This is a genomic window from Actinocorallia sp. API 0066 (assembly GCF_020991275.1).
Taxonomy (GTDB): domain Bacteria; phylum Actinomycetota; class Actinomycetes; order Streptosporangiales; family Streptosporangiaceae; genus Actinocorallia.
Genome location: NZ_JAJLQY010000001.1, coordinates 238,327 through 261,676, shown reverse-complemented (window position 1 = coordinate 261,676; position 23,350 = coordinate 238,327). Strand labels below are relative to the sequence as shown.

Annotated in this window: 23 protein-coding genes and 1 tRNA gene; 7 read left to right on the top strand and 17 right to left on the bottom strand. The window is 69.5% G+C overall.

Annotation, left to right across the window (positions count from 1 at the left end; all coding sequences use genetic code 11):
* Positions 1-4: 4 nt before the first annotated feature.
* Positions 5-934, bottom strand: a complete 930-nt coding sequence (locus LO762_RS01180) for a glycosyltransferase family 2 protein (RefSeq protein WP_230611624.1) — start codon at positions 932-934, stop codon at positions 5-7.
* A 182-nt stretch (positions 935-1,116) separates the two neighbouring features.
* On the opposite strand from LO762_RS01180, the gene LO762_RS01175 reads away from it, so the two are divergent.
* From LO762_RS01175 to LO762_RS01165, 3 genes are all read left to right on the top strand, one after another.
* On the top strand, positions 1,117-2,217 hold the full coding sequence (locus LO762_RS01175) for a hypothetical protein (protein WP_230611622.1): 1,101 nt from the start codon (positions 1,117-1,119) through the stop codon (positions 2,215-2,217).
* Between the two features lie 165 nt (positions 2,218-2,382).
* Positions 2,383-3,966, top strand: coding sequence for a Wzz/FepE/Etk N-terminal domain-containing protein (locus LO762_RS01170; RefSeq protein ID WP_230611619.1), 1,584 nt, complete (start codon positions 2,383-2,385; stop codon positions 3,964-3,966).
* Between the two features lie 130 nt (positions 3,967-4,096).
* A complete protein-coding gene (locus tag LO762_RS01165) occupies positions 4,097-5,629 on the top strand; it encodes an adenylate/guanylate cyclase domain-containing protein (RefSeq protein WP_230611617.1) in 1,533 nt (510 codons plus the stop codon).
* 44 nt (positions 5,630-5,673) lie between these two features.
* On the opposite strand, the gene LO762_RS01160 is transcribed toward LO762_RS01165, so the two are convergent.
* Both LO762_RS01160 and LO762_RS01155 read right to left on the bottom strand, forming a co-directional pair.
* Positions 5,674-5,880: a DUF397 domain-containing protein gene (locus LO762_RS01160; RefSeq protein WP_230611615.1), complete on the bottom strand. Its 207-nt coding sequence runs from the start codon at positions 5,878-5,880 to the stop codon at positions 5,674-5,676.
* Positions 5,877-6,677 (bottom strand): helix-turn-helix transcriptional regulator, encoded by an 801-nt coding sequence (locus LO762_RS01155; protein WP_230611613.1) that lies wholly within the window; start codon positions 6,675-6,677, stop codon positions 5,877-5,879. The genes LO762_RS01160 and LO762_RS01155 overlap by 4 nt, the downstream gene beginning before the upstream one ends.
* 360 nt (positions 6,678-7,037) lie before the next feature.
* On the opposite strand from LO762_RS01155, the gene LO762_RS01150 reads away from it, so the two are divergent.
* On the top strand, positions 7,038-7,211 hold the full coding sequence (locus LO762_RS01150; protein WP_230611611.1) for a hypothetical protein: 174 nt from the start codon (positions 7,038-7,040) through the stop codon (positions 7,209-7,211).
* 73 nt (positions 7,212-7,284) lie between these two features.
* Positions 7,285-8,157, top strand: a complete 873-nt coding sequence (locus LO762_RS01145; protein WP_230611609.1) for an HEXXH motif-containing putative peptide modification protein — start codon at positions 7,285-7,287, stop codon at positions 8,155-8,157.
* On the opposite strand, the gene LO762_RS01140 is transcribed toward LO762_RS01145, so the two are convergent.
* The 14 genes from LO762_RS01140 to LO762_RS01075 all read right to left on the bottom strand — a co-directional run bounded on the left by LO762_RS01140 (position 8,154) and on the right by LO762_RS01075 (position 22,081).
* Positions 8,154-8,822, bottom strand: a complete 669-nt coding sequence (locus LO762_RS01140) for a pentapeptide repeat-containing protein (protein WP_230611607.1) — start codon at positions 8,820-8,822, stop codon at positions 8,154-8,156. The two genes, LO762_RS01145 and LO762_RS01140, sit on opposite strands and share 4 nt — an antisense overlap.
* Positions 8,823-9,255: 433 nt before the next feature.
* Entirely contained in the window at positions 9,256-10,512 is a 1,257-nt protein-coding gene (locus LO762_RS01135) for a sulfate adenylyltransferase subunit 1 (protein WP_230612806.1), read from the bottom strand.
* 26 nt (positions 10,513-10,538) lie between these two features.
* Complete coding sequence (gene cysD, locus LO762_RS01130) at positions 10,539-11,444, bottom strand: sulfate adenylyltransferase subunit CysD (RefSeq protein ID WP_230611605.1); 906 nt, start codon at positions 11,442-11,444, stop codon at positions 10,539-10,541.
* A 1-nt stretch (position 11,445) separates the two neighbouring features.
* Complete coding sequence (locus LO762_RS01125; RefSeq protein ID WP_230611603.1) at positions 11,446-12,240, bottom strand: inositol monophosphatase family protein; 795 nt, start codon at positions 12,238-12,240, stop codon at positions 11,446-11,448.
* A 69-nt stretch (positions 12,241-12,309) separates the two neighbouring features.
* Positions 12,310-13,800, bottom strand: coding sequence for a sugar transferase (locus tag LO762_RS01120; protein ID WP_230611601.1), 1,491 nt, complete (start codon positions 13,798-13,800; stop codon positions 12,310-12,312).
* A gap of 271 nt (positions 13,801-14,071) precedes the next feature.
* Positions 14,072-14,671: an aminoacyl-tRNA hydrolase gene (pth, locus tag LO762_RS01115; protein WP_230611599.1), complete on the bottom strand. Its 600-nt coding sequence runs from the start codon at positions 14,669-14,671 to the stop codon at positions 14,072-14,074.
* A gap of 79 nt (positions 14,672-14,750) precedes the next feature.
* Positions 14,751-15,365 carry a 50S ribosomal protein L25/general stress protein Ctc gene (locus LO762_RS01110; RefSeq protein ID WP_230611597.1) on the bottom strand — a complete coding sequence of 205 codons (615 nt, stop codon included), beginning with the start codon at positions 15,363-15,365 and terminating at the stop codon, positions 14,751-14,753.
* A gap of 444 nt (positions 15,366-15,809) precedes the next feature.
* Entirely contained in the window at positions 15,810-16,787 is a 978-nt protein-coding gene (locus LO762_RS01105) for a ribose-phosphate diphosphokinase (RefSeq protein WP_308103169.1), read from the bottom strand.
* The gene (gene glmU / locus LO762_RS01100; protein ID WP_308103168.1) at positions 16,784-18,223 is read right to left on the bottom strand and encodes a bifunctional UDP-N-acetylglucosamine diphosphorylase/glucosamine-1-phosphate N-acetyltransferase GlmU; all 1,440 of its coding nucleotides are present in this window, start codon (positions 18,221-18,223) and stop codon (positions 16,784-16,786) included. Before glmU ends, LO762_RS01105 begins: the two co-directional genes overlap by 4 nt.
* Before the next feature lie 160 nt (positions 18,224-18,383).
* Positions 18,384-18,455 (bottom strand) — tRNA-Gln (locus LO762_RS01095).
* Positions 18,456-18,514: 59 nt separating this feature from the next.
* A complete protein-coding gene (locus tag LO762_RS01090; protein WP_230612801.1) occupies positions 18,515-19,126 on the bottom strand; it encodes a TetR/AcrR family transcriptional regulator in 612 nt (203 codons plus the stop codon).
* A 45-nt stretch (positions 19,127-19,171) separates the two neighbouring features.
* The gene (locus LO762_RS01085; protein ID WP_230611595.1) at positions 19,172-19,882 is read right to left on the bottom strand and encodes a TetR/AcrR family transcriptional regulator; all 711 of its coding nucleotides are present in this window, start codon (positions 19,880-19,882) and stop codon (positions 19,172-19,174) included.
* Positions 19,883-19,917: 35 nt separating this feature from the next.
* Positions 19,918-20,847 carry an acyl-CoA desaturase gene (locus tag LO762_RS01080; RefSeq protein ID WP_230611594.1) on the bottom strand — a complete coding sequence of 310 codons (930 nt, stop codon included), beginning with the start codon at positions 20,845-20,847 and terminating at the stop codon, positions 19,918-19,920.
* 487 nt (positions 20,848-21,334) lie between these two features.
* The gene (locus LO762_RS01075; protein ID WP_230611592.1) at positions 21,335-22,081 is read right to left on the bottom strand and encodes a methyltransferase domain-containing protein; all 747 of its coding nucleotides are present in this window, start codon (positions 22,079-22,081) and stop codon (positions 21,335-21,337) included.
* Positions 22,082-22,565: 484 nt separating this feature from the next.
* Between LO762_RS01075 and LO762_RS01070 the strand changes: the two genes are divergently transcribed.
* Complete coding sequence (locus LO762_RS01070; protein WP_230611590.1) at positions 22,566-22,745, top strand: hypothetical protein; 180 nt, start codon at positions 22,566-22,568, stop codon at positions 22,743-22,745.
* Between the two features lie 70 nt (positions 22,746-22,815).
* Positions 22,816-23,304 (top strand): MarR family winged helix-turn-helix transcriptional regulator, encoded by a 489-nt coding sequence (locus LO762_RS01065; protein ID WP_230611589.1) that lies wholly within the window; start codon positions 22,816-22,818, stop codon positions 23,302-23,304.
* Positions 23,305-23,350 lie beyond the last annotated feature (46 nt).

Sequence of the window (23,350 nt, the reverse complement as noted above, 5' to 3'; positions counted from 1 at the left end):
TGGTTCAGACCCCCCGGCCCCGCGCGTTGAGCGCGCGCAGCACACCCGGCGCGCTCACCAGCCGCAGGCCCATCGCCAACGCAAGGTAGGAGCGCGGCTCACGCCAGTTGCCACGCAGCGCCCGCACGGCCCAGCCCCGCGCGTCGGCACGGGCTCCGGAGGCTGCACGGTAGAAGGCGATCTGGCCCTCTATCCGGGCCCTGCCCTCCGGGTCGTCGGCGAACTCGGGGTGGCGGTCCAGCAGGTAGGCGAGGGCGTCGGCGATGACGGCGAAGCGGTCGGCGAAGAACGAGCCGCCCCAGGTGACGACGGTGAGCGGGCGCGGCACACAGGGGATCGGGGCCGCTTTGGCGATGCGTAGGACAAAGTCGTAGTCCTCCGCGTAACCGCCGGGGATCTCCTCGTCCACGTAGCCGACCCGTGCCAGCAGCCGCTCACGGTGCACCGTCACGGTTGACGGGTGCAGCGCGAAGACACGGTCTCGTAGCAGGTGCCTCAGCTCTACGGCCGGATAGGGGACGAGGCGGGGCGTCACCTTCCCGTCCGTGTGGACCTCGACGCCCGAGCCGACCGCGACGCTGCCGGGGTGCTCGGCGAAGAGCGCGAGCTGGGCGGCGAGCTTGTCCGGGACCCAGTGGTCGTCGTCGTCGCAGAACGCGACGTACGCGCCCGTGGCGGCGTCGATGCCGGTGTTGCGGCCGCCCGGCAGGCCCGGCGTCCTGGTGTTGCGCAGCGTCCGGAGCGTCCGGCCCTCGGGGAGTTCCCCTACGTCGAGCGCGCGCGGCTCGACCTGGTCGAACACAACGAGCACCTCGACGTCACCGGCGTACCGCTGGTCGAGCGCCGCCCGCACCGCCCGCTCCAGCAGGCCGGGACGGTCGCGGGTGGCGACGACCACCGAAACCGCCGCCGCGCCGCGTGCGGCACCGCCCATGCGCGCAGGCCCGGTCAATACCGAACGTCCTTTCCCCCGTGCGCGGTGCCCGCCGCGCGCATTCCGGACGACCTCTCGGTCACTGTCAAAACAGCACACCCAATGATTGCCGAAAGTTTACTGTTATGACCTCATAATGCACGGGTCCGTTACGCAAGCTTCACTCCCCCCGAGGGCCGCCGATGCTCATCCCCGCAGGCCGGGCGCTCACCGTCGCCGTACTCGCTGCTGCCCTGCTTCCTGCTGGAGCGGCGGCGGACCCTCGGACGGCCAAGGTGCTGTCCGTCGTCGCCGACAGCGCCCTGGACAACGCCAGCGGCCTCGCCCTCACCGCCGACGGGAAGCTCCTCACCCTCCAGGACGCGCGCCGCTCCACCGCGCTGTACGCCCTCGACCGCAGGGGCCGCACCGCCTACACCGTCGAACTCCCGCCCGGCAGCAACGAGGACTGGGAGGACCTCGCGACGGGCGTCCTGGCCGACGGCAGGCGGATCGCCGTCATCGCCGACACCGGCGACGCCTCCCAGGTGCGGGCCGCGCGGAACCAGGCGCCGCGCCGCACGTTCCGGCTCATCCAGCTCGACGAGCCCGACGGCTCCCGCGAGACCGCGACCGGCATCCACATCTTCCGGTTCCGCTACCCCGACGGAAAATCCCGCAACGTCGAGACGCTCCTACTTCAGCCCGGAACAGGCCGGATGTACCTGGTCACCAAGACGCGGGCGCGGACGTCCGGGCAGGGCGGCGACAGCGACGCGATCCACCAGAGCGCGGCAGCCCCGGCCGCCGCCGAACTCTGGGCGCTGCCCGCGCGGCCGGTGACGACCGACGTCAACGTGCCGGAACTGGTCACCGCGACGCTGCCGGTGCCCGCCGCGTCCGGCGGCGCGTTCTCGGTGACGGGCGACCGCTTCGTCATCCGCAACGGCACCGACGCCTACGTGTGGTGGGTGCCCGACGGGGACGTCGCCGGGGCCGTCACACACCCGCCCGTCAGGGTGCACCTGCCGCCGCAGCGGCAGGGCGAGGGCGTCACGTTCACCAGGGCCGGGCACGCGCTGCTCGTCGGCTCCGAGGGAGTGCGGCAGCCGATCTGGCAGGTGCCGCTGCCCGGCTCCGCCGACACCGCGCGCACCCCACGGCCGAGCGACGAGGCGGGCGGCGCGGGCGGCACGGGCGGGTTCGGCAAGACGCCGCTCGCGGTGTTCGCGGTCCTCATGCTCGCCGCGGCGGTCGGGATCGGCGTGCACAGGGTCCGGCTCCGGCGCGCCGAAATGACGTGAATCATCCCCGCCCGGTAGATGTACGAGGATTTAGCAGGATGAACCGGCGATAAACAGGAAGGGAACATCGCGCCCATCGTCCGGGCGCGGTACGTCAAGGTATCTTTACCCGCGGAAGGCGTTCACACGGCCGGGACGGGCGCGTGGTCACGAGGGGAAGCGGCTGTGCGAGATCTCACCGGCTCGGTGCCCGGCGCCCCCGCCCAGGGGCTCGCCGACTACGTGGCGATGCTGCGCCGACGCTGGTGGGTCGTCGCCCAGGCCGCGTGTGTGTTCCTCGCGCTCGCCGCCGGGCTCGTTGTGCTCGTGCCGGAGAAGTACGCGTCGTTCGTCGTCGTCAACGTGACGTCCACCGGCGTCGCCGGGACGGGCGGGCAGTCGTCGTCGCGGAACGACATCAACCTCCAGACCGAGTCACAGCGGGTCAAGTCGCTCAACGTCGCGCAGATCGCGGCACGCGCCCTCAAGACGGAGAAGTCGCCCAAGGAGCTTTCGCGGCAGATCACGGTGACGGTGCCGAACGACTCGACAGTCCTGTATCTGACGTGCACCGCGCCCGAACCCATCGAGGCGCGCGACTGCGCCCAGGCGTTCGGACAGGCTTACCTCAGCAGCCGCACCGACAGCGCGCTCAAGGTGATCAACCCGCAGCTCCAGACGCTGGAGACGCAGATCGCCAACATCACCCGCGAATGGTCGGCCGAGAAGGAGCCGCAGCAGAAGAGCCTGCTGTTCTCCCAACTCCAGTCGCTCACCGACCAGCTCTCCACCGCCAAGATCACCGCCGCGAACATCACCCCCGGCGAGATCATCACCGACGCCCTCCTCACCGCCGACCCCGTCGACCCCAGGCCCGGCAGGTACCTGCCGAGCGGCCTCGCGGTCGGCCTGCTCGTCGGCGTCATCGCCGCGATCCTGCTGGAACGGCTCGACCGGCGGGTGCACAGCGCGGGCGACCTGGAACGGCGGCTCGGGCTCGTCGCCGCGTTCGCGCTGCCGCCCGCGCGCCGGGGCGCGCCGCCGCTCGGGCTGCTGTCCGCGCGGCACCGGCAGGGCCAGGCGTTCCACGAACTGGCGCACGCCATCGCCACGTCGCTCGGCACCGGCTCACACGTGGTGATGGTCGCGGGCGCGGCCACCGGGGCGGGCGCGGGCGCCGTCGCCGCCAACACCGCCGCCGCGCTCGCCCGGATCGGCTGGAACACCGTGCTCATCACCGCCGACCTGGAGGCGGGCAGCGGGCACACCCACCTCGGCCGGGGCGGCGAGCCGGGCCTCGCCGAACTCCTGCTCGGCAAGGCGTCGCTCCGCGAGGTCACCCTCCGCACCACCGAGTCGCCCGCCCTCACCGTCATCGGGCCCGGCCAGGCCGTCGAGCGCGCCGTCGACCTGTTGCAGAGCATCCGCTTGGACGAGGTCCTGGTCCGGCTCCGCGAGAAGGTCGACTACGTCGTCATCGAGGCGCCTTCGGCCGCTCTGGGGGCGGACGCCCAGGCGATCGCGGCCCGCTCCGACGGCGCCCTCATCGTCGTCGAGACCCACCGCGCCAAACTCGGCCACGTCACCGACGCCCTCCGCCAGGTCGACCGCGTCGGCGCGCCCCTCCTCGGCCTGGTCACCCTGCCCGAACAGCCCCGGCCCAAGCCGTCCGCCACGGCGCCCGCCGACCCCAAGCCGACCCCCAACGGCACCCGCGCCCCCCTCACCTCCTCCGCCGACGACCACCCCGTCCAGACCCTCACCGACTGACGCCGCCTGGGGCTTGTCAAGGGTGTGGGGTTTGGGGTTGGCGTGGGTTTTGAGGGTCGCGGTGTGTTATCGGGGTGCGAAGCCGGTCGTAGTGTGATGCGGGGTCTTCGGGCGGAAGAGGGTGGGGGCCATGGGACTGGTGGAACGGCTGCTCGACGGGCGGGCCGGGGCGTCCCGGGCGGACGTCGAGCGGCGGACGCGGCGGCTCGTGCTGTTCAGCGTGCTGGTGGCGAACATCGGCGGGGCACTCGTGGTGCTGGCGCTCGCGATCGTGGTGCTGCCCGACCCGGTCGACCTGGAGGACAAGGCGGCGGTGCGGCGGTTCAACACCGCGCTCCTGCTCGGCTACCTGACGGTGGCGATCATCGTGGGCGCCGCCTGGGGGCTGCGGCTGTTCCGGCCGCTGCGGCGGCTGTTCCTCGTGGACCGGCGGCTGGAGGACGAGGAACGCCGACTGGTGCTGCGCGCGCCGCTGCGGATGATGCGGGTCCACTTCGCGCTGTGGGGGCTCGCCAGCGTCGGATGGGCGCTGGTCAACCTGTGGTTCGCGCCGCTGCTCGCGCTCAAGCTCGGGCTCACCTGCCTGCTCGGCGGGCTGACGACCTGCACGATCATCTACCTGATGACCGAACGGCTGCTGCGGCGGGCTGTCACCGACGCGCTCAGCACCGAGGTGCCCTCCGATTCGGGTGTGCCCGGCGTCGTCGCCAAACTGGTGCTCGCCTGGACGCTCGGCACCGCGATCCCCGTCCTCGGACTGCTGGTGTTCGGGGCCGTCGTGCTGCTCGGCGCGGACGTCGCCGCCGAACAGATGGTCTGGGTGTCGGTGGCGCTCGGCACGACGGCGCTGATCGTCGGCGTCGCGATCACCTACCTGGCCGCGAAAGCCGTCGCCGCCCCCATCGAGTCGGTGCGGCACGCGATCGGCCGGGTCGAGCGGGGCGACCTCGACGTCGAGGTGCCCGTGTACGACGGCAGCCAGATCGGCCAGCTCCAGGCCGGGTTCAACCACATGGTCGCCGGGCTCCGCGAACGCGAACTGATCCAGGACCTCTTCGGCCGCCAGGTAGGCGCCGACGTCGCCCGCCTCACCCTGGAGCAGGGCGTCGAACTGGGCGGTGAACTCCGCGACGTCTGCGTGATCTTCGTCGACCTGGTCGGCTCGACCCGGCTGGCCGCGACCCGTCCCCCCATCGAGGTCGTCACCCTACTGAACAAGTTCTTCGCCGTGGTGGTCGACGTTGTGGAGGAACACGGCGGCTGGATCAACAAGTTCGAGGGCGACGCGGCCCTTGCCGTCTTCGGCGCCCCCGTCCACCTGACCGACGCCCCCACCCGCACCCTCGCCGCCGCCCGAACCCTGGCCACCCGCCTAGCCACCGAAGTCCCCGAAATCACCGCAGCCGTAGGCGTTTCCGGCGGCGAGGTCGTAGCCGGCCACGTAGGCGCCGTCCACCGCTTCGAATACACAGTCATCGGCGACCCCGTCAACGAAGCCGCCCGCCTCACCGACCTAGCCAAACAAACCCCCACCCGCCTCCTGGCCGCCGCCCCCGTCCTCTCCGCCGCCACCCCCACCGAAGCCACCCACTGGAAAATCACCGGCGAAGTAACCCTCCGAGGCCGCCTCCACCCCACCCAAACCGCCACCCCCCTCCCCTAACCCCCAACAACACCCCCGGATGCCCGGGGGCTTCTGGCGCAGGCTCAGAGGTCGACGTCTCCTCGCTTGATGCCGACCGCGACCGCCCGGAATGAGAAGCATCCGATCGTCAGGTGGGGGAGGTGGGTGTTCTTGGAGTCGCGCACGCCGATGACCGCCGCGCCGTCAGCGAGTTCGACGCAGTTGCCGCCCTCCTGGCCGCTGTAGCTGCTCTTACGCCAGGTGGCGAAGGAGAAGTCCCTCGTGGTCACATGTTCTCCAACATCGCGCGGATCATCTGAAGCGAGTCCTCGGTTGGCAAGGCCGCCGTCCTGATCATGTTATATAGGCCGTTTAGCCGCGTGACACCGCTGCCCGCCTCTACAAACTCCCCGTGGCCTCCGGCGCCGTCGATGTAGCCGATGGTGGGGTCGTTGTCGAATCCGAGGAGGGTGAACGACGACTCAGGGTAGACAGTGGATCCTGCTGGAACGACCCAGACGTTGAACTTCGGGTGCGTGGCCAGCTCAAGAATATGTTCGAGTTGTGACCGCATAACCTCCGGACCACCGACAAGGTTGCGAAGTGCAGCTTCGGCAATGATCAGGTTGAGGTACGGCGGATTCTCTGAGAATCGGTCCTGGCGGCTCAGGCGCTCGGCCACCTTACCGTCTAGTTGGTCCGCATGGTTTCCAGCCCGCAGGACGGTTCGGGCGTATGCCTCGCACTGGACGATGCCGTGGAAGACCCACTGGGTGTAGATGGAGATCTCGTCCGCCCGAGCTTCCTCGTCCGTGTACTTCGCGAACGCGACGCCCAGCCCTGATTCCTCTTGAACGCGTGGGATGAGCCCCACGAAGAAAATATCGAGGTCAAAGACTCGGTCGAGGCCCTTGGCCACGGTCATGGTGGGCTTGCGGACGAGGTTCTCGATGTGGCCAATCAGGCTCGCGGACACGGGGATGGCGGCAGCCAGTTGCGCCTGGGACATCCTGGCCTCCGTGCGCAGCCGAATCATGTGGAAGACGAAGAACTCTTTGATGGATCGCGTGGGGTCGATCTCGGGCACTAGCGGACCTTTCTGGCGCCTACAGGGGTCTACAAACCAGGTGTAGCCAAGTCCGGGCACATGTAGAGGTCTATCCCCTTCCCGAGCCTAGCCGGGCCATCTCACGATGGGGAGGCACCTGAGGAACTCCCTGACAAGGGCCATCGACGATGGGTATCAAATGACAGATCCGGCATCGGCGGACAAGGCTATTCGGCGCGCTGAGGCTTATCGGCCGCAGGCGGTCGAGGCGCGTAGGGCCCGCGTGTTTCTGTGAACCCCCGCCGAGACGGCCTCCGGAGTAGAGGCCCAGGGCCGTCTCGGCGGGTCCCAGCACCACCCCGCGAAGAGGGGTGATGCCCGAGGCTCTTGGAGGAGCCCGTGACCATCCTGACCGAACCGAAGGGCCCTGTCGCCCTCGAGCTGACCAAGCTGGCGGACTTCGCGCTCGCCGGACTGGGCGCTGACCGGCCCGACCAGATCCGCGACCACGTCGACAACGTGACCGCGTTCGAAGGCGCGGACAACAGCTCGATGATGGGCGGCTGGACCTGATCCCGCCCGACCAGACCGTGAGCTGGTCGGCACCCTGCACGATCCGACCCTGAAACAGGAGAGGTATCCCCTCATGCGTTTCCTCAACGTGGTCCACACCGTGGAAGCGGTGGGGCGGCTGGTCCGGGCATCAGGGGATACCCCTCCCCAGACCTTCGCCGACCTACCCGACGCCTACCGGCGCGCCATCGCCCGCAAACGTCCCTATGCCCCGCCTCCGGAAGGCGTCGCGATCACCTTCGAAGATGGAGCCTGGGGCTCCTACCTGTCCGACAACAAGGTGTTCGAGAACATCTTCCGTGGCGTCGCCGCCACCCGCGAAGCCGATCGCGAACTGTGGTCGGCGCAGCTGGAGGCCGCGATCCGGTACGTCCGCGAGACGTTCCCCGAGCTGGGCCTGATCACCGATCTCCTGGTGACCGACGTCGTCCTCCTCACCTCGCAGGCCACCGGCGGCGGGTCGGCTTCCCAGCTGCCGGGACTGGTCGCGATCAGCCCGGGACCGGATTGGCGCGTCAACGACTTCGCTGAAACGATCGTGCACGAGGCCACCCACCTCAACCTGTTCGTGCTGGACATGGTGAACCGGCTCTACACGCTGCCCACCGACGAGCTTGCCCAGCACAACAATCGGGTGGTGTCCGCGGTCAAGGTCGGCGAACTCCGCCCCTTCGACAAGGCGTTCCACTCCGCGATCGTCGCGGTGCCGCTCATGTATATGCAGCACCGGCGCGGCAAGACCGATCTCGTAAACGCGTTCGCGGTCTCCCTCAATGACTGCTGCCAGGGCCTGAACGGCATGAAGGATCTCTTCACCCCCTACGGTCAAGGGCTCCTGGCCGATTTGACCGGTTTCGCGCAGACGCTGGACTTCGACCAGGTGCGGGCCGGGTTCCGCCGTATCGAACTCGTCGCTAGCGTCACCCGTCCTGGCTCCGTCGGCTAGTCCTCGATCGTGATGCCGAGGGCCGACGCCAGCGCCCACATCAGGCTCTGCGCGTCGGCGCTCTTCACGATCACGCCCTTGAGGCTGTCGATGCCGGCGATCCCGTAAAGGTCGCAGCCGGAGAACCTCGTCCCCGTCATCGTCGCGCCCGAGAACTGCGCGCCGTTGAGACGACAGTCCTCGAACCGCACCCCGGACAGGTCCGCGCCCTGGAAGTTGGCCTGCTCCAGATTGCAGTCCCGGAAAACGGTGTTGCGCAGCTTGCTCATCCGGAAATGCGTCAGATCCGCCCGGCACCCGTCGAACAACACGTCCTTGAGACCGCAGTCCGTCCACCGGGCCCCGGTTACCCGACTCCGCGAGACCTCCACGTTGAACACCAGACCATCAACAAAGGCCGTGTTGGCCAGATCCGCGTCGCTGAACTCCACGTCGGTGAACCGGCCACGCCACAGCCTCATTCCCGCCAGGCTCCCGCCGGTGAACCGGCACCGCTCGAACTCCACATCCTCGGCGGCCTGACCAGACAGATCCTGCCCGGCGAACAACAGCGACAGATATGCGCCGTCATCAGCGACCCCGTCCGGGAGATCCGCAACGGCGAGGTTCGCCGGAAGCTTCGGCGCAACGGGCTTCCTCAAGCGCACCTGGCGAGAAACGACCATGCGCCGAGCCTACCGAAGCCAAGCGCTGACACTCGGGAAACAACCGGCACCCACCCACCTCAGTCAAAGGCGAGGCAGGCCGAAGCAGCCTCAACCGAGCAGCTCGACCGCCAGGCCGGAGCTAGTTGTTCCTGCCCGTCGTCTCCGAACACGCCGCCAACGCCGTTCGCGGTCGTGGTGCATGACGGGCGGATCGCCTATGCCGACGAGACGGCGCGGGACAGGGACAGTCGCGGCACGGGTACGAGAGCGCGGAAGGGCCGTGGCCTGCGCCGCAGACACGATCACACCCGTTCGGAGCTGTTAGGCCACTGAAGTCGTCCGCCCTTGAAGAGAAGAAGAGCGGGTTCCTCGCATGGCCTTGTCTCTCTGCGTGGTGGGAAAGGCGAAGCCCCGGCGTCCGTTGGGGGCCGGGGCTTCGGGAGGAGGGGATTTAGCCGGTGATCATGCCGGCGGCTACGGTGCTGTTGGTGGCTTCGTCTATGAGGATGAAGCCGCCGGTGAGGCGGTTTCGGGCGTAGTCGTCTACGAAGAGGGGTTGGGTGACGCGGAGGGTGATGCGGCCGATCTCGTTGAGGCGGAGTTCGGTGGCTTCCTCGTTGCGGTGCAGGGTGTTGACGTCCAGTTGGTAGTGGAGGTTCTTCACCATGGCTCGGGCGGTTCGGGTGGTGTGCTTCAGGATGAGCTTGGAGCGGGGGGCCAGGGAGCGGGCCTCGCTCATCCAGCACACCATCGCGTCCAGGTCCTGGGTGGAGCGGGGTTGGTTGTTGGGGCGGCAGATCATGTCGCCGCGGGAGATGTCGATCTCGTCGGCGAACCGCAGCGTCACCGTCATCGGCGGGAAGGCTTCGGCGACAGGGCCGTTCGGGCCGTCGATGTGGGTGATGGTCGTGGAAAGACCGGACGGCAGGTGCACGACCTCGTCGCCCGGCTTCAGCACGCCGCCCGCGACCTGGCCCGCGTAACCCCGGTAGTCGTGCAGCTCCGCGTCCGTCGACTTGTACGGGCGGATGACGTACTGGACCGGGAAGCGCACGTCCACGAGGTTGCGGTCGGAGGCGATGTGCACGTGCTCCAGGTGGTGGAGCAGGCTCGCGCCCTCGTACCACTGCATGTTCACCGACCGCTCGACGACGTTGTCGCCGTGCAGCGCCGAGATCGGGATGAACGTCAGGTCGCCGATCGACAGCTTCGACGCGAACTCGGTGAACTCGTCCTGGATCCGCTGGAAGACCTCCTGGGAGTAGTCCACCAGGTCCATCTTGTTCACCGCGACCACCAGGTGCGGGACCCGCAGCAGCGTCGTCAGGAACGCGTGCCGCCGCGACTGCTCCAGGATGCCCTTGCGCGCGTCCACCAGGATGATCGCGAGGTCCGCCGTGGACGCGCCCGTCACCATGTTCCGGGTGTACTGGGTGTGCCCGGGGGTGTCGGCGATGATGAACTTGCGGCGTGGCGTCGCGAAGTACCGGTAGGCGACGTCGATGGTGATGCCCTGCTCACGCTCGGCGCGCAGGCCGTCGGTGAGCAACGCGAGGTTGGTGTACTCCTCGCCGCGGTCGACGCTGGTGCGCTCGACGGCCTCCAACTGGTCCTCGAAGATCGACTTCGAGTCGTACAGGAGCCGGCCGATGAGCGTCGACTTGCCGTCGTCGACGGAGCCCGCGGTGGCGAAGCGGAGGATGTCCATCCGCGGCTGGGTGGGAGCGGCGGCCATTAGAAGTAGCCTTCCTTCTTGCGGTCTTCCATCGCTGCCTCGGAGGCGCGGTCGTCGGCGCGGGTCTGGCCGCGCTCGGTGACGCGGGTGGCGGCGATCTCCTCGATCACCTCGTCCAGGCCGACGGCGGCGGACTTCACGGCGCCGGTGCAGGAGATGTCGCCGACCGTGCGGTAGCGGACCATCGCCTCGAACGCGGGCTCGTCCTCGGCGCGGTTGGCGGGCGGCAGGTCGGCGAGCAGCATGCCGTCACGCTCGAACACCATGCGGGTGTGCGCGAAGTAGATCGACGGGAGCTCGATGCCCTCACGCCGGATGTAGTCCCAGATGTCGAGCTCCGTCCAGTTGGACAGCGGGAAGACCCGGACGTGCTCACCCCGGTGGATCTTGGTGTTGTACAGGTTCCACAGCTCGGGGCGCTGGTTCTTCGGGTCCCACTGGCCGAACTCGTCGCGGAAGGACACGACGCGCTCCTTGGCGCGGGCCTTCTCCTCGTCGCGGCGGGCGCCGCCGAACGCGGCGGTGAACTCGTGCTCCTCGATGGCCGTCAGCAGCGGCACCGTCTGGAGCTGGTTGCGCGAGGCGCGGCGGCCCTTCTGCTCGACGACCAGGCCCTTGTCGATGGCGTCCTGGACGGAGGCGACGATCAGCCGCAGGCCCAGCTCCTCGACGCGCCTGTCCCGGTAGGCGATGACCTCGTCGAAGTTGTGGCCGGTGTCCACGTGCATGACGGGGAAGGGGATCGGCGCGGGCGCGAACGCCTTCTCGGCGAGCCGCAGCATCACGATGCTGTCCTTACCACCCGAGAACAGCAGCACCGGGCGCTCGAACTCCGCGGCCACCTCCCGGATGATGTGGATCGACTCGGCTTCGAGGACGTCCAGCTGGGACATCAGGTATTGCATGTCAGCGAACTCCAGCCAAGATCAAATCGGAGAGGGCGGGGTGGCACACCAGGATATCCGGCAAGTACGGGTCCTCCGCGTTGTAGCGCAGGTCACTGCCGTCGATCCGGCTGGCGTGCGCCCCGGCGGCGAGCGCGACGGCGGCGGGCGCGGCGTTGTCCCACTCATACTGTCCGCCGGCGTGCACGTAGACGTCGGCGTCACCGAGCAGCACCGCGGCGATCTTCGCGCCGGCCGAGCCCATGGGGACGAGTTCGGTGGTGAGGCCGCGGGCGTGCAGGTACTCCCGGAGGGTCTCCACGATCTGGGGCGGACGGGTCCGGGACACCACGATCCGGACAGGCGCCTTCTTGTCCAGAATGTCCTGCGGCGGGGCGGCAAAACGGGCGCTCATCTCCGCCAGTAGCGGCGCGCCCGGCTTGGTCGACAGGGTGCGGCCCTGGGCGGGCAGCGCGACGGCTCCGGCGGCGAGGGCGCCCCTGGCGTACAGCGCGACGTGGACGGCCCAGTCGTCGCGCCCCTCCTCGCTGTACTCACGGGTGCCGTCGAGCGGGTCCACGATCCAGACGCGCTCGGCCTCCAGCCGGGCGAGGTCGTCCTTGCCCTCCTCGCTGAGCACCGCGTCCTCGGGACGGACTCCGGCGAGCTCGGCCATGAGGAACTCGTGCGAGCCGAGGTCGCCCGCCTTCTTCAGGGCGGGGCCGTCGGCGAACCCCTTCGCCGCGCGCAGCGCGAGCAGGACAGCGCCCGCGCGCGTCGCGAGATCTTCGGCAACGTCGTGGTCATCAACCGTCATCGGACCAGGGTATCCCCACATAGTTGATCTTGTTGCCGGGAATACGGAACCCCCGGCCGGAAAAAAATCTCAGTAAGCGCCGTCACCCCTGACGACCGTGGCGACGGTGCGCCAGATGATCTGGAGGTCCATCGCGAGGGTCCAGTTCTCCACATAACGGAGATCCAGCCTGACCGAATCCTCCCACGAAAGGTCGGACCTTCCGCTCACCTGCCACAGGCCCGTCATTCCGGGCTTGACGGCGAGCCTGCGCCTGACGTCGGCGGGGAAGCTGCGCACCTCCTCGGGCAGCGGCGGCCTCGGCCCGACGAGCGACATGTCGCCCTTGAGCACGTTGAGGAGCTGCGGGAGCTCGTCCAGGGAGTACTTGCGCAGCCACGACCCGACCGGGGTGATCCGGGGGTCGCGCCGGATCTTGAACAGGAGGCCGTCGCCCTCGCTCACCAGCGCCGGACGCAGCCGCTCAGCCTCCGCGACCATCGTGCGGAACTTGTAGACGACGAACGTCCTACCGTCCTTGCCGACCCTGACCTGGCGGAAGAACACCGGGCCCCGGCTCGTCGCGCCGACGCACCCGGCGATCGCGAGCATCACCGGGGCCGCGACGGCCAGCAGGAGCAGCGCCACCGTCCGGTCGAACAGGCTCTTGAACGTGCGGCGGGTGCCGCTCAGCTCCGGGTGCTCCACGTGCAGCAGCGGCAGCCCCGCGACGGGCCGGATGCTGATCCTGGGGCCCGCGACGTCCATCAGGGCGGGCGCGACGCACAGTTCGACGTCGTCGGACTCCAGCTTCCAGGCGAGGCGGCGCAGCGCGACGGCGTCCATCTCCGGGCACGCCAGCACCGCGACCGTCCTGGCGCCGGTCAGCTTGACGACGTCGTTGGCCTGCGCGAAGTCGCCGAGCACCGGGACCCCGTCCAGCTCCTCGTGCTCCAGCGGGCCGTGCGGCAGGCAGACGGCGACCACGTCGAGCCCGTGGTAGGGCTCGCGGCGCAACTGGCGCACCAGCTCACGCGAGGCGGGCGCATGCCCGACGACGACGGCGGTACGCATGCATCTGCCGCGCGCGCGCATCCGGTGCAGTCCCTTGCGCAGCAGGTAGCGGCACAGGAAGTCCAGCAGCGTCGCCAGCGGCAGCGCGGTGATCACATAGCCGCGCGCGACGTCCATCTTCAGCGCGTACGCGCCGATCGCGATCGAGGCGACCAGGACGAACCCGGCGCGGAACACCCGCCGGTACTCCTCCGAACCCTCCCCGAAGACGCCCCTGTCGTAGGCCCCGACGAACGCCAGCACGCCCACCCACAGGAACGGCAGCGCGACCGACAGGACGACGTAGGGCATCGAGTTCTCGTGCGGCGTGCCCGGGAACCGCAGGAAGAACCCGAGCAGCGTGCCCGCGGACACCACGAGGAAGTCGCACACCACGGCGGTGGCGACGTAACCCGTCGTCCAGTCGCCGTCCCGGCCGTGGCCGGACCCCGGCCCGACCGCGCCCATCGAGACCACGCGCGCGGCTTGCCCGGGCCGCGGCGTATGGTCAGAGTCGAGCCCGTTCACCGCGCACTCCTCCGTGAGACAGCTTCGCTTAGGCTGCCGTTCACCTGTTAGGGCGGGTTTCGGGGGAATTGTGAATGGCGCGTGAACGAGCCTCCGGACTCCGGCACCGGCCCCCGTCTCCCCCTGAGCACCCCAGGTGCAGCAAGGTCCAGGGACCATATCAGCGAGCGCCCTGTCAATCATGTAACAATTCGTAATATTTCACGGGCATTGCCACGGGCCGCTCACGTGCCGCTCTCCTCCGCGACGAGGCCAAGAACGGCCAAGCCGATCACGGAGCGTGATAGGTGTTCTGCGCCGCCTCCAGACCCGACGTCAACACCGCCTCCGCCGCGTCGCCGGCCCTGTCCAGGAAGTAGGGGAGTTCTCTCCGCTCCGCCACGGAGAACTCCTTCAGGACGAACGCCGCCGCGTCCATCCGGCCCGGCGGACGGCCGACTCCGAAGCGCAACCGCAGGTACTCCTTCGAACCCAACGACCTCGTCACCGAACGCAAGCCATTGTGACCATTGTCACCACCACCCCGTTTCAAGCGGACCGACCCGAAATCGATATCCAGCTCGTCATGGACGACCAGAACCCGCTCGTCCGGCACCTTGTAGAAGTCGCGCAACGCCTTCACCGGGCCACCCGACTCGTTCATGTAAGACCGCGGCTTCGCCAACACCGCCCGCACCCCGGAAAGACGGCCCTCCACCACGTCACAGCGCGACCGGTGCGCCTTGAACCGCCCGCCCACCCGACCGGCCAGCAGATCCACGACCATCACACCCGCGTTGTGCCGCGTCGCCTCGTACTTCGGCCCAGGATTGCCCAGACCGACCACCAACCAGACGTCCTCACCCACCGTGCTCCTCCTCCAGAAGGCCATCCCGCCCCCCTCCGGACACCACAAGGGCCCCGGAACGCGCTGAGGCGTTCCGGGGCCCCCGGAGTCGTACTCGTCGGCCCTACTCGGCGGACGGGGCCTCGGCGGCGCCCTCAGCGGGCTCCCCGGCCTCACCCTCGGGAGCCGCGACCTGGTTCTCCTTGACGCCGGTGATCTGCAGCACCAGCGCGTCCTCGCCGCCCGCGACCGTCACGCCGCGCGGCAACGACAGGTCCTTGACCAGAACGGTCGAACCCTCGCTCAGCTTGCCCAGGTCCACCGTGATCTCGGTCGGGATGTGCGTGGCCTCGGCCTCCAGCGACACGACCGTGAGCTCCTGCGCGAGCTGGCCGCCCGCCGGCACGTCCCCGACCGTGACGACCGGGACGTCCACCGTGACCTTCTCGCCGCGCTTCACCAGCAGCAGGTCGACGTGCTCCAGGAACCCCTTCAGCGGGTCGCGCTGCACGTCCTTCGGCAGCGCGAGCTCCTCGCCACCGGACAGGCCCGACACGCGCAGCAGCACGTTCGGGGTCTTCAGGGCGAGCATCAGCTCGTGACCCGGAAGCGTGATGTGCTGCGGGTCCGTGCCGTGCCCGTACAGAACGGCCGGCACCTTCCCGGCGCGACGGGTGCGCCGGGCGGCACCCTTACCGAACTCGGAGCGCGGCTCGGCGGCGATGCGTACCTCGGACACGGCGGAACTCCTTGAAGGAAACTCGTAAGTCTGACGCTGGCTAAGACCTCAGCCCTTCCGTAGGGCGTCTCGGCGCATCTCCGGCACAGGCGCCCATCTCGGGCATGCCGCGCTAGCGGAGGCGCACACGGTCTGACGATTCTAGCAGTGTTTGTTTGGCCCAAGGGGCCGGGCGCTGTGCTTATTGGCCCAGGGGGCCGGGCTGTGCTTATTGGCCCAGGGGGCCGGGCGCTTTGCGAGCCCGGCGCTGCCCCTCCGGCCCGGGGGGCCTACGGGGCAGCACCGGGAGCGCCCGACCCCCTGGGCGGGAGGCTCCACCACCGGGGTGTTCCACACGGGCCCGGCGATCCGTAGGGACTGCTGGGGCTGCTGGGCCCATGCGGATGGGCCCGGCAATCCGTAGGGCTGCTGGGTTTGTTTGGAACGTTGGTGGTTCGGGTGTTTTTAGGCTTCGCCGTCGAAGAGGGACGTTACGGAGCCGTCGTGGAAGACCTCGTTGATCGCGCTGGCGAGGAGTGGGGCGATCGAGAGGACGGTGAGTTTGTCGAACTGCTTCTCGGCCGGGATCGGGAGGGTGTTGCAGAGCACCACCTCGGAGATCCGGGAGTTCTTCAGGCGGTCCACGGCGGGGCCGGAGAGGACGCCGTGGGTCGCGGTGACGACGACGCGGGCGGCGCCCTGCTCGAAGAGGGCCTCGGCGGCCTTCACGATGGTGCCACCGGTGTCGATCATGTCGTCGACGATGACGCAGGTGCGGCCCTCGACCTGGCCGACGACCTCAAAGACCTTGACCTCGTTGGCGACCAGCGGGTCGCGCCGCTTGTGGATGATGGCCAGCGGGCAGCCCAGGCGGTCGGTCCAGCGCTCCGCGACGCGGACCCGGCCCGCGTCGGGGGCGACGACCGTCACCTGGGAGGTGTCGAGGGTGCTCGCGACGTGGTCGGCGAGGATCTCCAGCGCGAACAGGTGGTCCACGGGGCCGTCGAAGAAGCCCTGGATCTGCGCGGTGTGCAGGTCGACGGTGATGAGCCGGTCGGCGCCGGCGGTCTTGAACAGGTCGGCCATGAGGCGCGCGGAGATGGGCTCGCGGCCGCGGTGCTTCTTGTCCTGACGGGCGTAGCCGAAGAACGGCGCGACCACGGTGATGCGCTGGGCGCTGGCCCGCTTGAGCGCGTCCACCATGATCAGCTGTTCCATGATCCACTGGTTGATCGGAGCCATGTGGCTCTGGATCACAAAGGCGTCGCTGCCCCGGACCGACTCCAGGAACCGGACGAACGTCTCGCCGTTGGCGAAGTCGTACGCGGCAGTTGGCACGAGCTCGCAGTCGAGGTTGTCGGCGACCTCTTTGGCGAGCTCCGGATAGGCACGGCCGGAGAAGAGCATCAGCTTCTTCTCGCCCTGGGTTTTGATCCCGCTCACTTGTCCCCCTCCTGGGTGTTGTTCTCACGCGCTCGTTTCGCCGCGTCGGCGGCGGCGGTACCGGCGCGCTTGCGCTCGACCCAGCCCTCAACGTTGCGCTGCTGCCCGCGGGCCACGGCCATCGCCCCGGGCGGTACATCCTTGATGATCACTGATCCGGCCGCTGTGTAGCTGCCGTCCCCGATGGTGACGGGGGCGACGAGCATGTTGTCGCTGCCGACGCGGACGTGGTCGCCCACGACGGTGCGGTGCTTGGCGACGCCGTCGTAGTTGACGAAGACGCAGCCCGCCCCGATGTTGGACCCGGCGCCGATGGTCGCGTCCCCGACGTAAGTCAGGTGCGGCACCTTCGACCCCTCGCCCACCTCGGAGTTCTTGATCTCCACGTAGGCGCCGGCCTTGGCCTTGCGGGCGAGCCTGGCGTCCGGACGCAGATAGGCGAAGGGCCCGACCGTCGCCTCGGGACCGATCTCGGCCCCGACCGCCACGGAGTTGAGCACCCGCGCGTCCTCGCCGACGACGGTGTCGGTGAGGGTGGTGTCCGGGCCGACCTGCGCGCCCGCGGCGACCACCGTACTCCCGTGCAACCTGACGTTCTGATGCAGGGTGGCGTCCGCCTCGACGCGCACCTGCACGTCCACCCAGGCGGTCGCCGGATCGACGACCGTGACGCCCGCGCGCATGAGGCGCGTCAGGATCCGGTCGTTGAGGAGGCGGCGGGCCTCGGCGAGCTGGACGCGGTCGTTGACGCCCAGGGTCTCGACCCAGTCGGCGACCTTGGACGCGCCCGCGCGGTGCCCGTCGCCGCGCAGGATGGCGAGGGCGTCGGTGAGATACTCCTCACCCCCCGCGTTGTCGGTGGTCAACCGCTTCAGCGCGCCCGCGAGCAGCGCCCCGTCGAACGCGTACATGCCGACGTTGATCTCGGTGATCGCGCGCTGCTCTTCGGTGGCGTCCTTGTGCTCGACGATGCCGGTGACGGCGCCGTCCGAGCCGCGCAGGATCCGGCCGTAGCCCGTCGGCTCGGGCACGTCGGTGGTGAGCACTGTCACAGCGTTGCCGTCGCGCTCGTGCTGCCCCACGAGGTCGCGCAGCGTCTCGCCGGTGATCAGCGGGTGGTCGCCGTTGGTGACGACGACGGTGCCGTCGAGCGCGCCCGCGGCCTCCAGGGCGGTGCGCACGGCGTGCCCGGTGCCCCCCTGGCGCTCCTGCACGACGGGGACGGCGGCGGGGTGGATCTCCGCGAGATGGGCGATCACCTGCTCGCGCCGGTGCCCGACGACAACGAGCGTCCGGTCGGGCGCCAGCGTGTCGGCGGCGGCCAGGACATGCCCGAGCATGCTCCTGCCGCCCAGCTCGTGCAGGACCTTGGAGGTACGGGATCTCATGCGGGTGCCCTCACCCGCGGCGAGGACGATGACTGCGGCCGGGCTCACTAAGTGGCTCCTGGGCTTCGCGGATGGGACTGGTGCGACTGGGCGGGCGAGGCGGCGGCAGAACTTCGCCGGGGCGTAACCCACCTGACATGAACAAAGAGTACCGCCCGGTCAGAGGGCCGCCTGCACCGGCGGCCCCACCGGGCACCCAGAACCCCGGCTCCGGCGCCAGGACTCGAACCTGAACAGAGGGCACCAAAAACCCTAGTGCTGCCGATTACACCACGCCGGACCGTCGCGAACCCGCGACCAAGGCAACGATACCGTTCCGGGCCCTTGACCCTCACCCCGTTACTTGGTCTTGCGGGAGCGGGGCCGCAGCCTTGGGGCGGGCTCCAGGCGCGAGAGACCGTTCCAGGCGAGGTTCACGAGGTGGGCGGCGACCTCCTCACGGCGCGGCTTGCGGACCTCAAGCCACCACTGGCCCGTCATCGCGACCATGCCGACGAGCATCTGCGCGTACATGGGGGCGAGGCGGCCGTCCCGGCCGTGCCGCTCGAACTCCTCGACGAGCAGGTACTCCACGTGGGTGGCGATGTCGCTGATCAGGCTGGCGAAGGTGCCCGTCCCGGACGCGGCGTGCGAGTCGCGGACGAGGATGCGGAAGCCGTCCGTGCTCTCCTCGATGTACTCCAGCAGCGCCAGGGCGGCGCCCTCCAGCTTGCCCCGGTAGTGCAGGCCGTCGGCCATGCCCTGGGTGACCATGCTCAGCAGCCGGGCCATCTCGCGGTCGACCACGACCGCGTACAGGCCCTCCTTGCCGCCGAAGTGCTCGTAGACGACGGGCTTGGACACCCCGGCCTTGGCGGCGATCTCCTCCACCGCCGTCCCGTCGAAACCCCGCTCCGCGAACAGCGCGCGGCCGATCTCGACGAGCTGCTCCCGCCGCTCCTTGCCCGTCATCCGCTTACGCCGCTCCGCCACCGGACCATCATGCCCGGCGGCGGCTCAGACCTCTACGGCGGCCTCCCTGGCCGCCCTGCGGCGCGCCCGCTCCAACGCCTTCTCGGCCCTGGCCCTGTCCTTCTCCTGACGGCGCTCGGCCCGCTCCCGCTCCTTGGCACGGCGGCGCGGATCAAGGGTGGGCTTGGCCTCCAGGTGCGAAAGGCCGTTCCAGGCGAGGTTCACCACGTGCGCGGCCACGTCCTCACGGCGCGGCCTGCGCGAGTCCAGCCACCACTGGCCCGCCAGGGAGATCATCCCGACGAGCATCTGCGCGTACATCGGGGCGGCCTTCTCGTCCAGGCCGTGGTCGTCGAACTCGCGGCCGAGCAGGTACTCGACCTCGCTGGCGATCTCCGACAGCAGGCTGGCGTAACTGCCCGCGCCGGTGCCGTGCGAGTCGCGGACCAGGATGCGGAACCCGGCGCTGCTCTCCTCGATGTACTCCAGGAGCGCCATCGCGCCGAGTTCGAGCTTGCGCCGGTAGGGGGCCTCGGTCGTCAGGGCGGCGGTGACGGAAGCGAGCAGCCGTTCCATCTCGCGGTCCACGACGACCGCGTAGAGCCCTTCCTTGCCTCCGAAGTGCTCGTAGACGACCGGCTTGGAGACCCCCGCCTTGGCGGCGATCTCCTCCACCGACGTCCCGTCGAACCCCCGTTCGGCGAACAGCTCCCGGCCGACGCCAAGCAACTGCTCTCGCCGCTCACTCGCGGACATGCGCCGTCTTCGGGAGTCACTCATGGTCCAAGACCTTAAGCGCGTTTGGCGTCCAGGCGCTCCCTACTCGGCCAACGCACATCCCAGGCCAGGCCGAGCTTCTCGAAGATCCAGATGGTCCGGGCGCTGATGTCGACCTGGCCCTTGAGCACACCGTGGCGGGCCGCCGTCGGGTCCGCGTGGTGCAGGTTGTGCCAGGACTCGCCGAGCGACGGGATCGCCAGCCACCAGACGTTCCTCGCCTGGTCGCGGGAGGCGAACGGGGTGTCGCCGAAGGTGTGGCAGATCGAGTTGATCGACCACGTGACGTGCTGGACCAGGCTGACCCGGACCAGCCCCGCCCAGAACAGCGCGGTGAAGAACCCGGCCCAGGACATCGTCACCAGGCCGCCGATCGCGGCCGGGAGCAGGAACGTGCCCGCGACGATCAGGCCGAACGAGTTGTGCACCCGGCGCAGGTCCGGGTCGTTCTTGAGGTCCTTGGCGTACTTGTCGACGTTGGTCGCCTTGTTCGCGTACAGCCAGCCGTAGTGCGACCAGACGAGGCCCTTGAACAGCGCGACCGCGCCGTCGCCGTACTTCCACGGCGAGTGCGGGTCGCCCTCCTTGTCGGAGAACTTGTGGTGCCTGCGGTGGTCGGCGACCCAGTTCAGCACCGGACCCTCGACGGCCAGGGACCCGCAGACGGCCAGGAAGACCCGCATCGGGCGGCCGACCTTGAACGAACCGTGGGTGAAGTACCGGTGGTAGCCGATGGTGATCCCGCCCGCGGACAGGAAGTAGAACACCGCGGCGATAACGATGTCGCTCCAGCCCAGGGCCCAGCCCCAGGCGAACGGCACCGCCGCCGCCAGCGCGAGGAGCGGCACTCCGGTGAAGAGCGCGACGAGGACCTTGTGCTTGGTCCCGTTGCGGTTGTCGGAAAGGTCGCTCAGCGGTGCGCTGGCGAAGGAGGTAGCGGTCACGTAGGTACGTCTCTCGTCCGGAAAGTGTTGCTACGCCAACGTAACCTACGGTCCCGTAGGACCGTAAGACTCCGGAGGGCAAAATCCCAAACACACACGGTGAACATGTATTCACCAGTTTTATTGGCCTGACGGCCGGGCGCCTTGCGAGCCCGGCGCCGCCCCTCCGGCCTGGCGGCCTCCGGGGCGACACCGGGGGCGCCCGACCGCCAGGCCCGGGAGCACTCGGAGGGTTTTCGATCGGCCGATTTCTTCGGGGCGTTGTGCGCGCGCTGTGCGAGGGGGCTGGCATAAGAAGACCGGCGGGCCGCGAGGAGGTTTTCCACGCGGCCGCCGGCTGGGTCCCGGTTCTTGGTACGGAGCCGGGCGGGGGGCGGCCGGGTGGGCCGCCTTCCTTGCGTAGGTGCCGCCCGCTACGGGAGTCGGCAGCACCGCAGGGGAATGTTGAGCCGCTTTCCTCCCACTGCGGGCGGCACCTCGTTTCGGATCAGGATCTTCGGGCCACGGCGAAGATCCTGCGGAACGGGAAGACCGTTCCGTGTTCTGTTGGCGGGTAGGACCCGCGCAGCCTCGTCCGGTAGTCGGCGAGGAAATCGGTGGGGTCTTCGAGGGCGGCCAGGACGGGGCGTAGGGCCGTTCCGCGCATCCATGCCAGGACGGCGTCGTCGCCCTTGAGGACCTGGAGGTAGGTCGTCTCCCAGACGTCGGCCGCGCAGCCCAGGGCCGTCAGGGCGGCCAGGTAGGCGGCGGGCTCGGCTACGGACGGCCAGTCCAGGGCGACGCCGTGGGCCTCGGCCGTCGCGCGCAGCAGGGTGTGGCTGGGCGCGCCGAAGTTGCCCGGCACCTGGAAGGCGAACACGCCGCCGGGGTTGAGCGCGCCGACCCAGTGCTCGAACAGGTCGAGATGCCCCGGCACCCAGTGCAGCGCCGCGTTGGAGACGATCACGTCGACCGGGGCGGCGGGCCGCCAGGCGGCGAGATCGGCGAGGACGACGTCGATGCCGGGGACACGCCGGGCCGCCTCGACCATCGCGGGTGAGGAGTCGACGCCCTGCACCCGTGCGGCGGGCCAGCGCTCGGCGAGTGTCGCGGTGAGCCTTCCGTCGCCGCAGCCCAGATCCACCACCCGGCGCGGGTCCTTCACCCGCACCCGGGCGGCCAGCTCGGCGAAGGGCCTTCCCCGCTCCGCGGAGAACGCCCCGTACCGCTCGGGATCCCAGGCATCTCTTGACATCAAGACACATCATCGCAACACAACTGTCTCGACGTCAAGATGTCCTTTTCCTCCTTCCACCCCCGCCTTCCGCCCCCACCCGCGTACCGATGTGATGTTGGACACGATACTATGTTCGAGTCAAGACGGGTTGAGGGGCTGTGGAAAACGGGCCGGGCGGGCCGGAGAAAGGCCGTCGCGGGTCGGCGGGGGCAAAAGCGGGCGGGCGGATCTGAAAAATTCCAGTGGCGGCGAAGAAGGCGACGGGCAGGTGGTGGAGCTGGGGAAGGCCGGGCCGGAAGGGAACCCCGGAACGGGGCGGAAGAAGAGCCGGAAAGGCGGGTGGATCGGAAGGGAAGTGGGCGGGGATTTTCCCCGCAAGCCTGACAGACGGGGCCCCGGGACGGCAGGATGAGGCCGTCCGGTCCGGCACGCGCCGCGTGGTGGGCCGGTCGCGGTGCGTCGCCGTTCGGCAGGGGGTCGGGTGTCCCCGGAGGGAGGGCTCATGTCGGGTGCGGAGAGGCTGATCCCGTTCGGGCTCGCCGTGGGCATGATGGAGGAGGCCATGCGCGAGGCGATGGTCGAGGCCGGGTACCTGACGGGCTCGGCGGAGGCCGTCACGCGGAGCGCGTCGGCCCGGCTGGAGCGGCTCCTCGACGCGCTCGACGCGGTCGAGGACGGGTGACCGGAGCCACGCCCCACCCAGCGGGGGATCGCCCTGTGTCTTGATGTCGAGATACAGGTAGGGTTCACCCATGGAGGACGAGGTCGACCGGCTTGTCGCGGCGTGGCGGACCGAGCGCCCCGAACTCGACGTCCAGCCCCTGCACGTGCTGAGCCGGGTGTCACGGCTCTCCCGGCACCTGGACCGTGCCCGCCGCGCGGTGTTCGCCGCCCACGAGATGGAGTCGTGGGAGTTCGACGTGCTGACGGCGCTGCGCCGGGCCGGGCCGCCCTACCAGCTGAACCCCGGCCAACTGCTGCGCGCCACGCTCGTCACGTCGGGCACCATGACGAACCGGATCGACAGGCTCACCGCCGCCGGGCTCGTCGAGCGGCACCCCGACCCCGCAGACAAGCGCGGTGTCCAGGTGCGCCTCACCGACGTCGGCAGGGCCCGGGTGGACGCCGCGTTCTCCGACCTGATCGACAGGGAGCGCGAGCTGCTCGCCACGCTCACCGAGACCGAGCAGAAGCAGCTCGCCGACCTCCTGCGGACCCTGCTCGTCCCGTTCGACCGGTAAGCCGAACGGTCGGTTTACAGCGCCTTCCCTCCTGGTCCGTGCGGTT

What these genes read in the sequence shown, in the direction of transcription:
- LO762_RS01180 (WP_230611624.1), bottom strand. Translation starts at nt 934, where the DNA reads ATGGGCGGTGCCGCACGCGGCGCGGCGGCGGTTTCGGTGGTCGTCGCC.
- LO762_RS01175 (WP_230611622.1), top strand. Translation starts at nt 1,117, where the DNA reads ATGCTCATCCCCGCAGGCCGGGCGCTCACCGTCGCCGTACTCGCTGCT.
- LO762_RS01165 (WP_230611617.1), top strand. Translation starts at nt 4,097, where the DNA reads ATGGGACTGGTGGAACGGCTGCTCGACGGGCGGGCCGGGGCGTCCCGG.
- LO762_RS01145 (WP_230611609.1), top strand. Translation starts at nt 7,285, where the DNA reads ATGCGTTTCCTCAACGTGGTCCACACCGTGGAAGCGGTGGGGCGGCTG.
- LO762_RS01140 (WP_230611607.1), bottom strand. Translation starts at nt 8,822, where the DNA reads ATGGTCGTTTCTCGCCAGGTGCGCTTGAGGAAGCCCGTTGCGCCGAAG.
- LO762_RS01135 (WP_230612806.1), bottom strand. Translation starts at nt 10,512, where the DNA reads ATGGACATCCTCCGCTTCGCCACCGCGGGCTCCGTCGACGACGGCAAG.
- cysD (WP_230611605.1), bottom strand. Translation starts at nt 11,444, where the DNA reads ATGCAATACCTGATGTCCCAGCTGGACGTCCTCGAAGCCGAGTCGATC.
- LO762_RS01125 (WP_230611603.1), bottom strand. Translation starts at nt 12,240, where the DNA reads ATGACGGTTGATGACCACGACGTTGCCGAAGATCTCGCGACGCGCGCG.
- pth (WP_230611599.1), bottom strand. Translation starts at nt 14,671, where the DNA reads ATGGCCTTCTGGAGGAGGAGCACGGTGGGTGAGGACGTCTGGTTGGTG.
- LO762_RS01090 (WP_230612801.1), bottom strand. Translation starts at nt 19,126, where the DNA reads ATGACGGGCAAGGAGCGGCGGGAGCAGCTCGTCGAGATCGGCCGCGCG.
- LO762_RS01085 (WP_230611595.1), bottom strand. Translation starts at nt 19,882, where the DNA reads ATGTCCGCGAGTGAGCGGCGAGAGCAGTTGCTTGGCGTCGGCCGGGAG.
- LO762_RS01075 (WP_230611592.1), bottom strand. Translation starts at nt 22,081, where the DNA reads ATGTCAAGAGATGCCTGGGATCCCGAGCGGTACGGGGCGTTCTCCGCG.
- LO762_RS01070 (WP_230611590.1), top strand. Translation starts at nt 22,566, where the DNA reads ATGTCGGGTGCGGAGAGGCTGATCCCGTTCGGGCTCGCCGTGGGCATG.
- LO762_RS01065 (WP_230611589.1), top strand. Translation starts at nt 22,816, where the DNA reads ATGGAGGACGAGGTCGACCGGCTTGTCGCGGCGTGGCGGACCGAGCGC.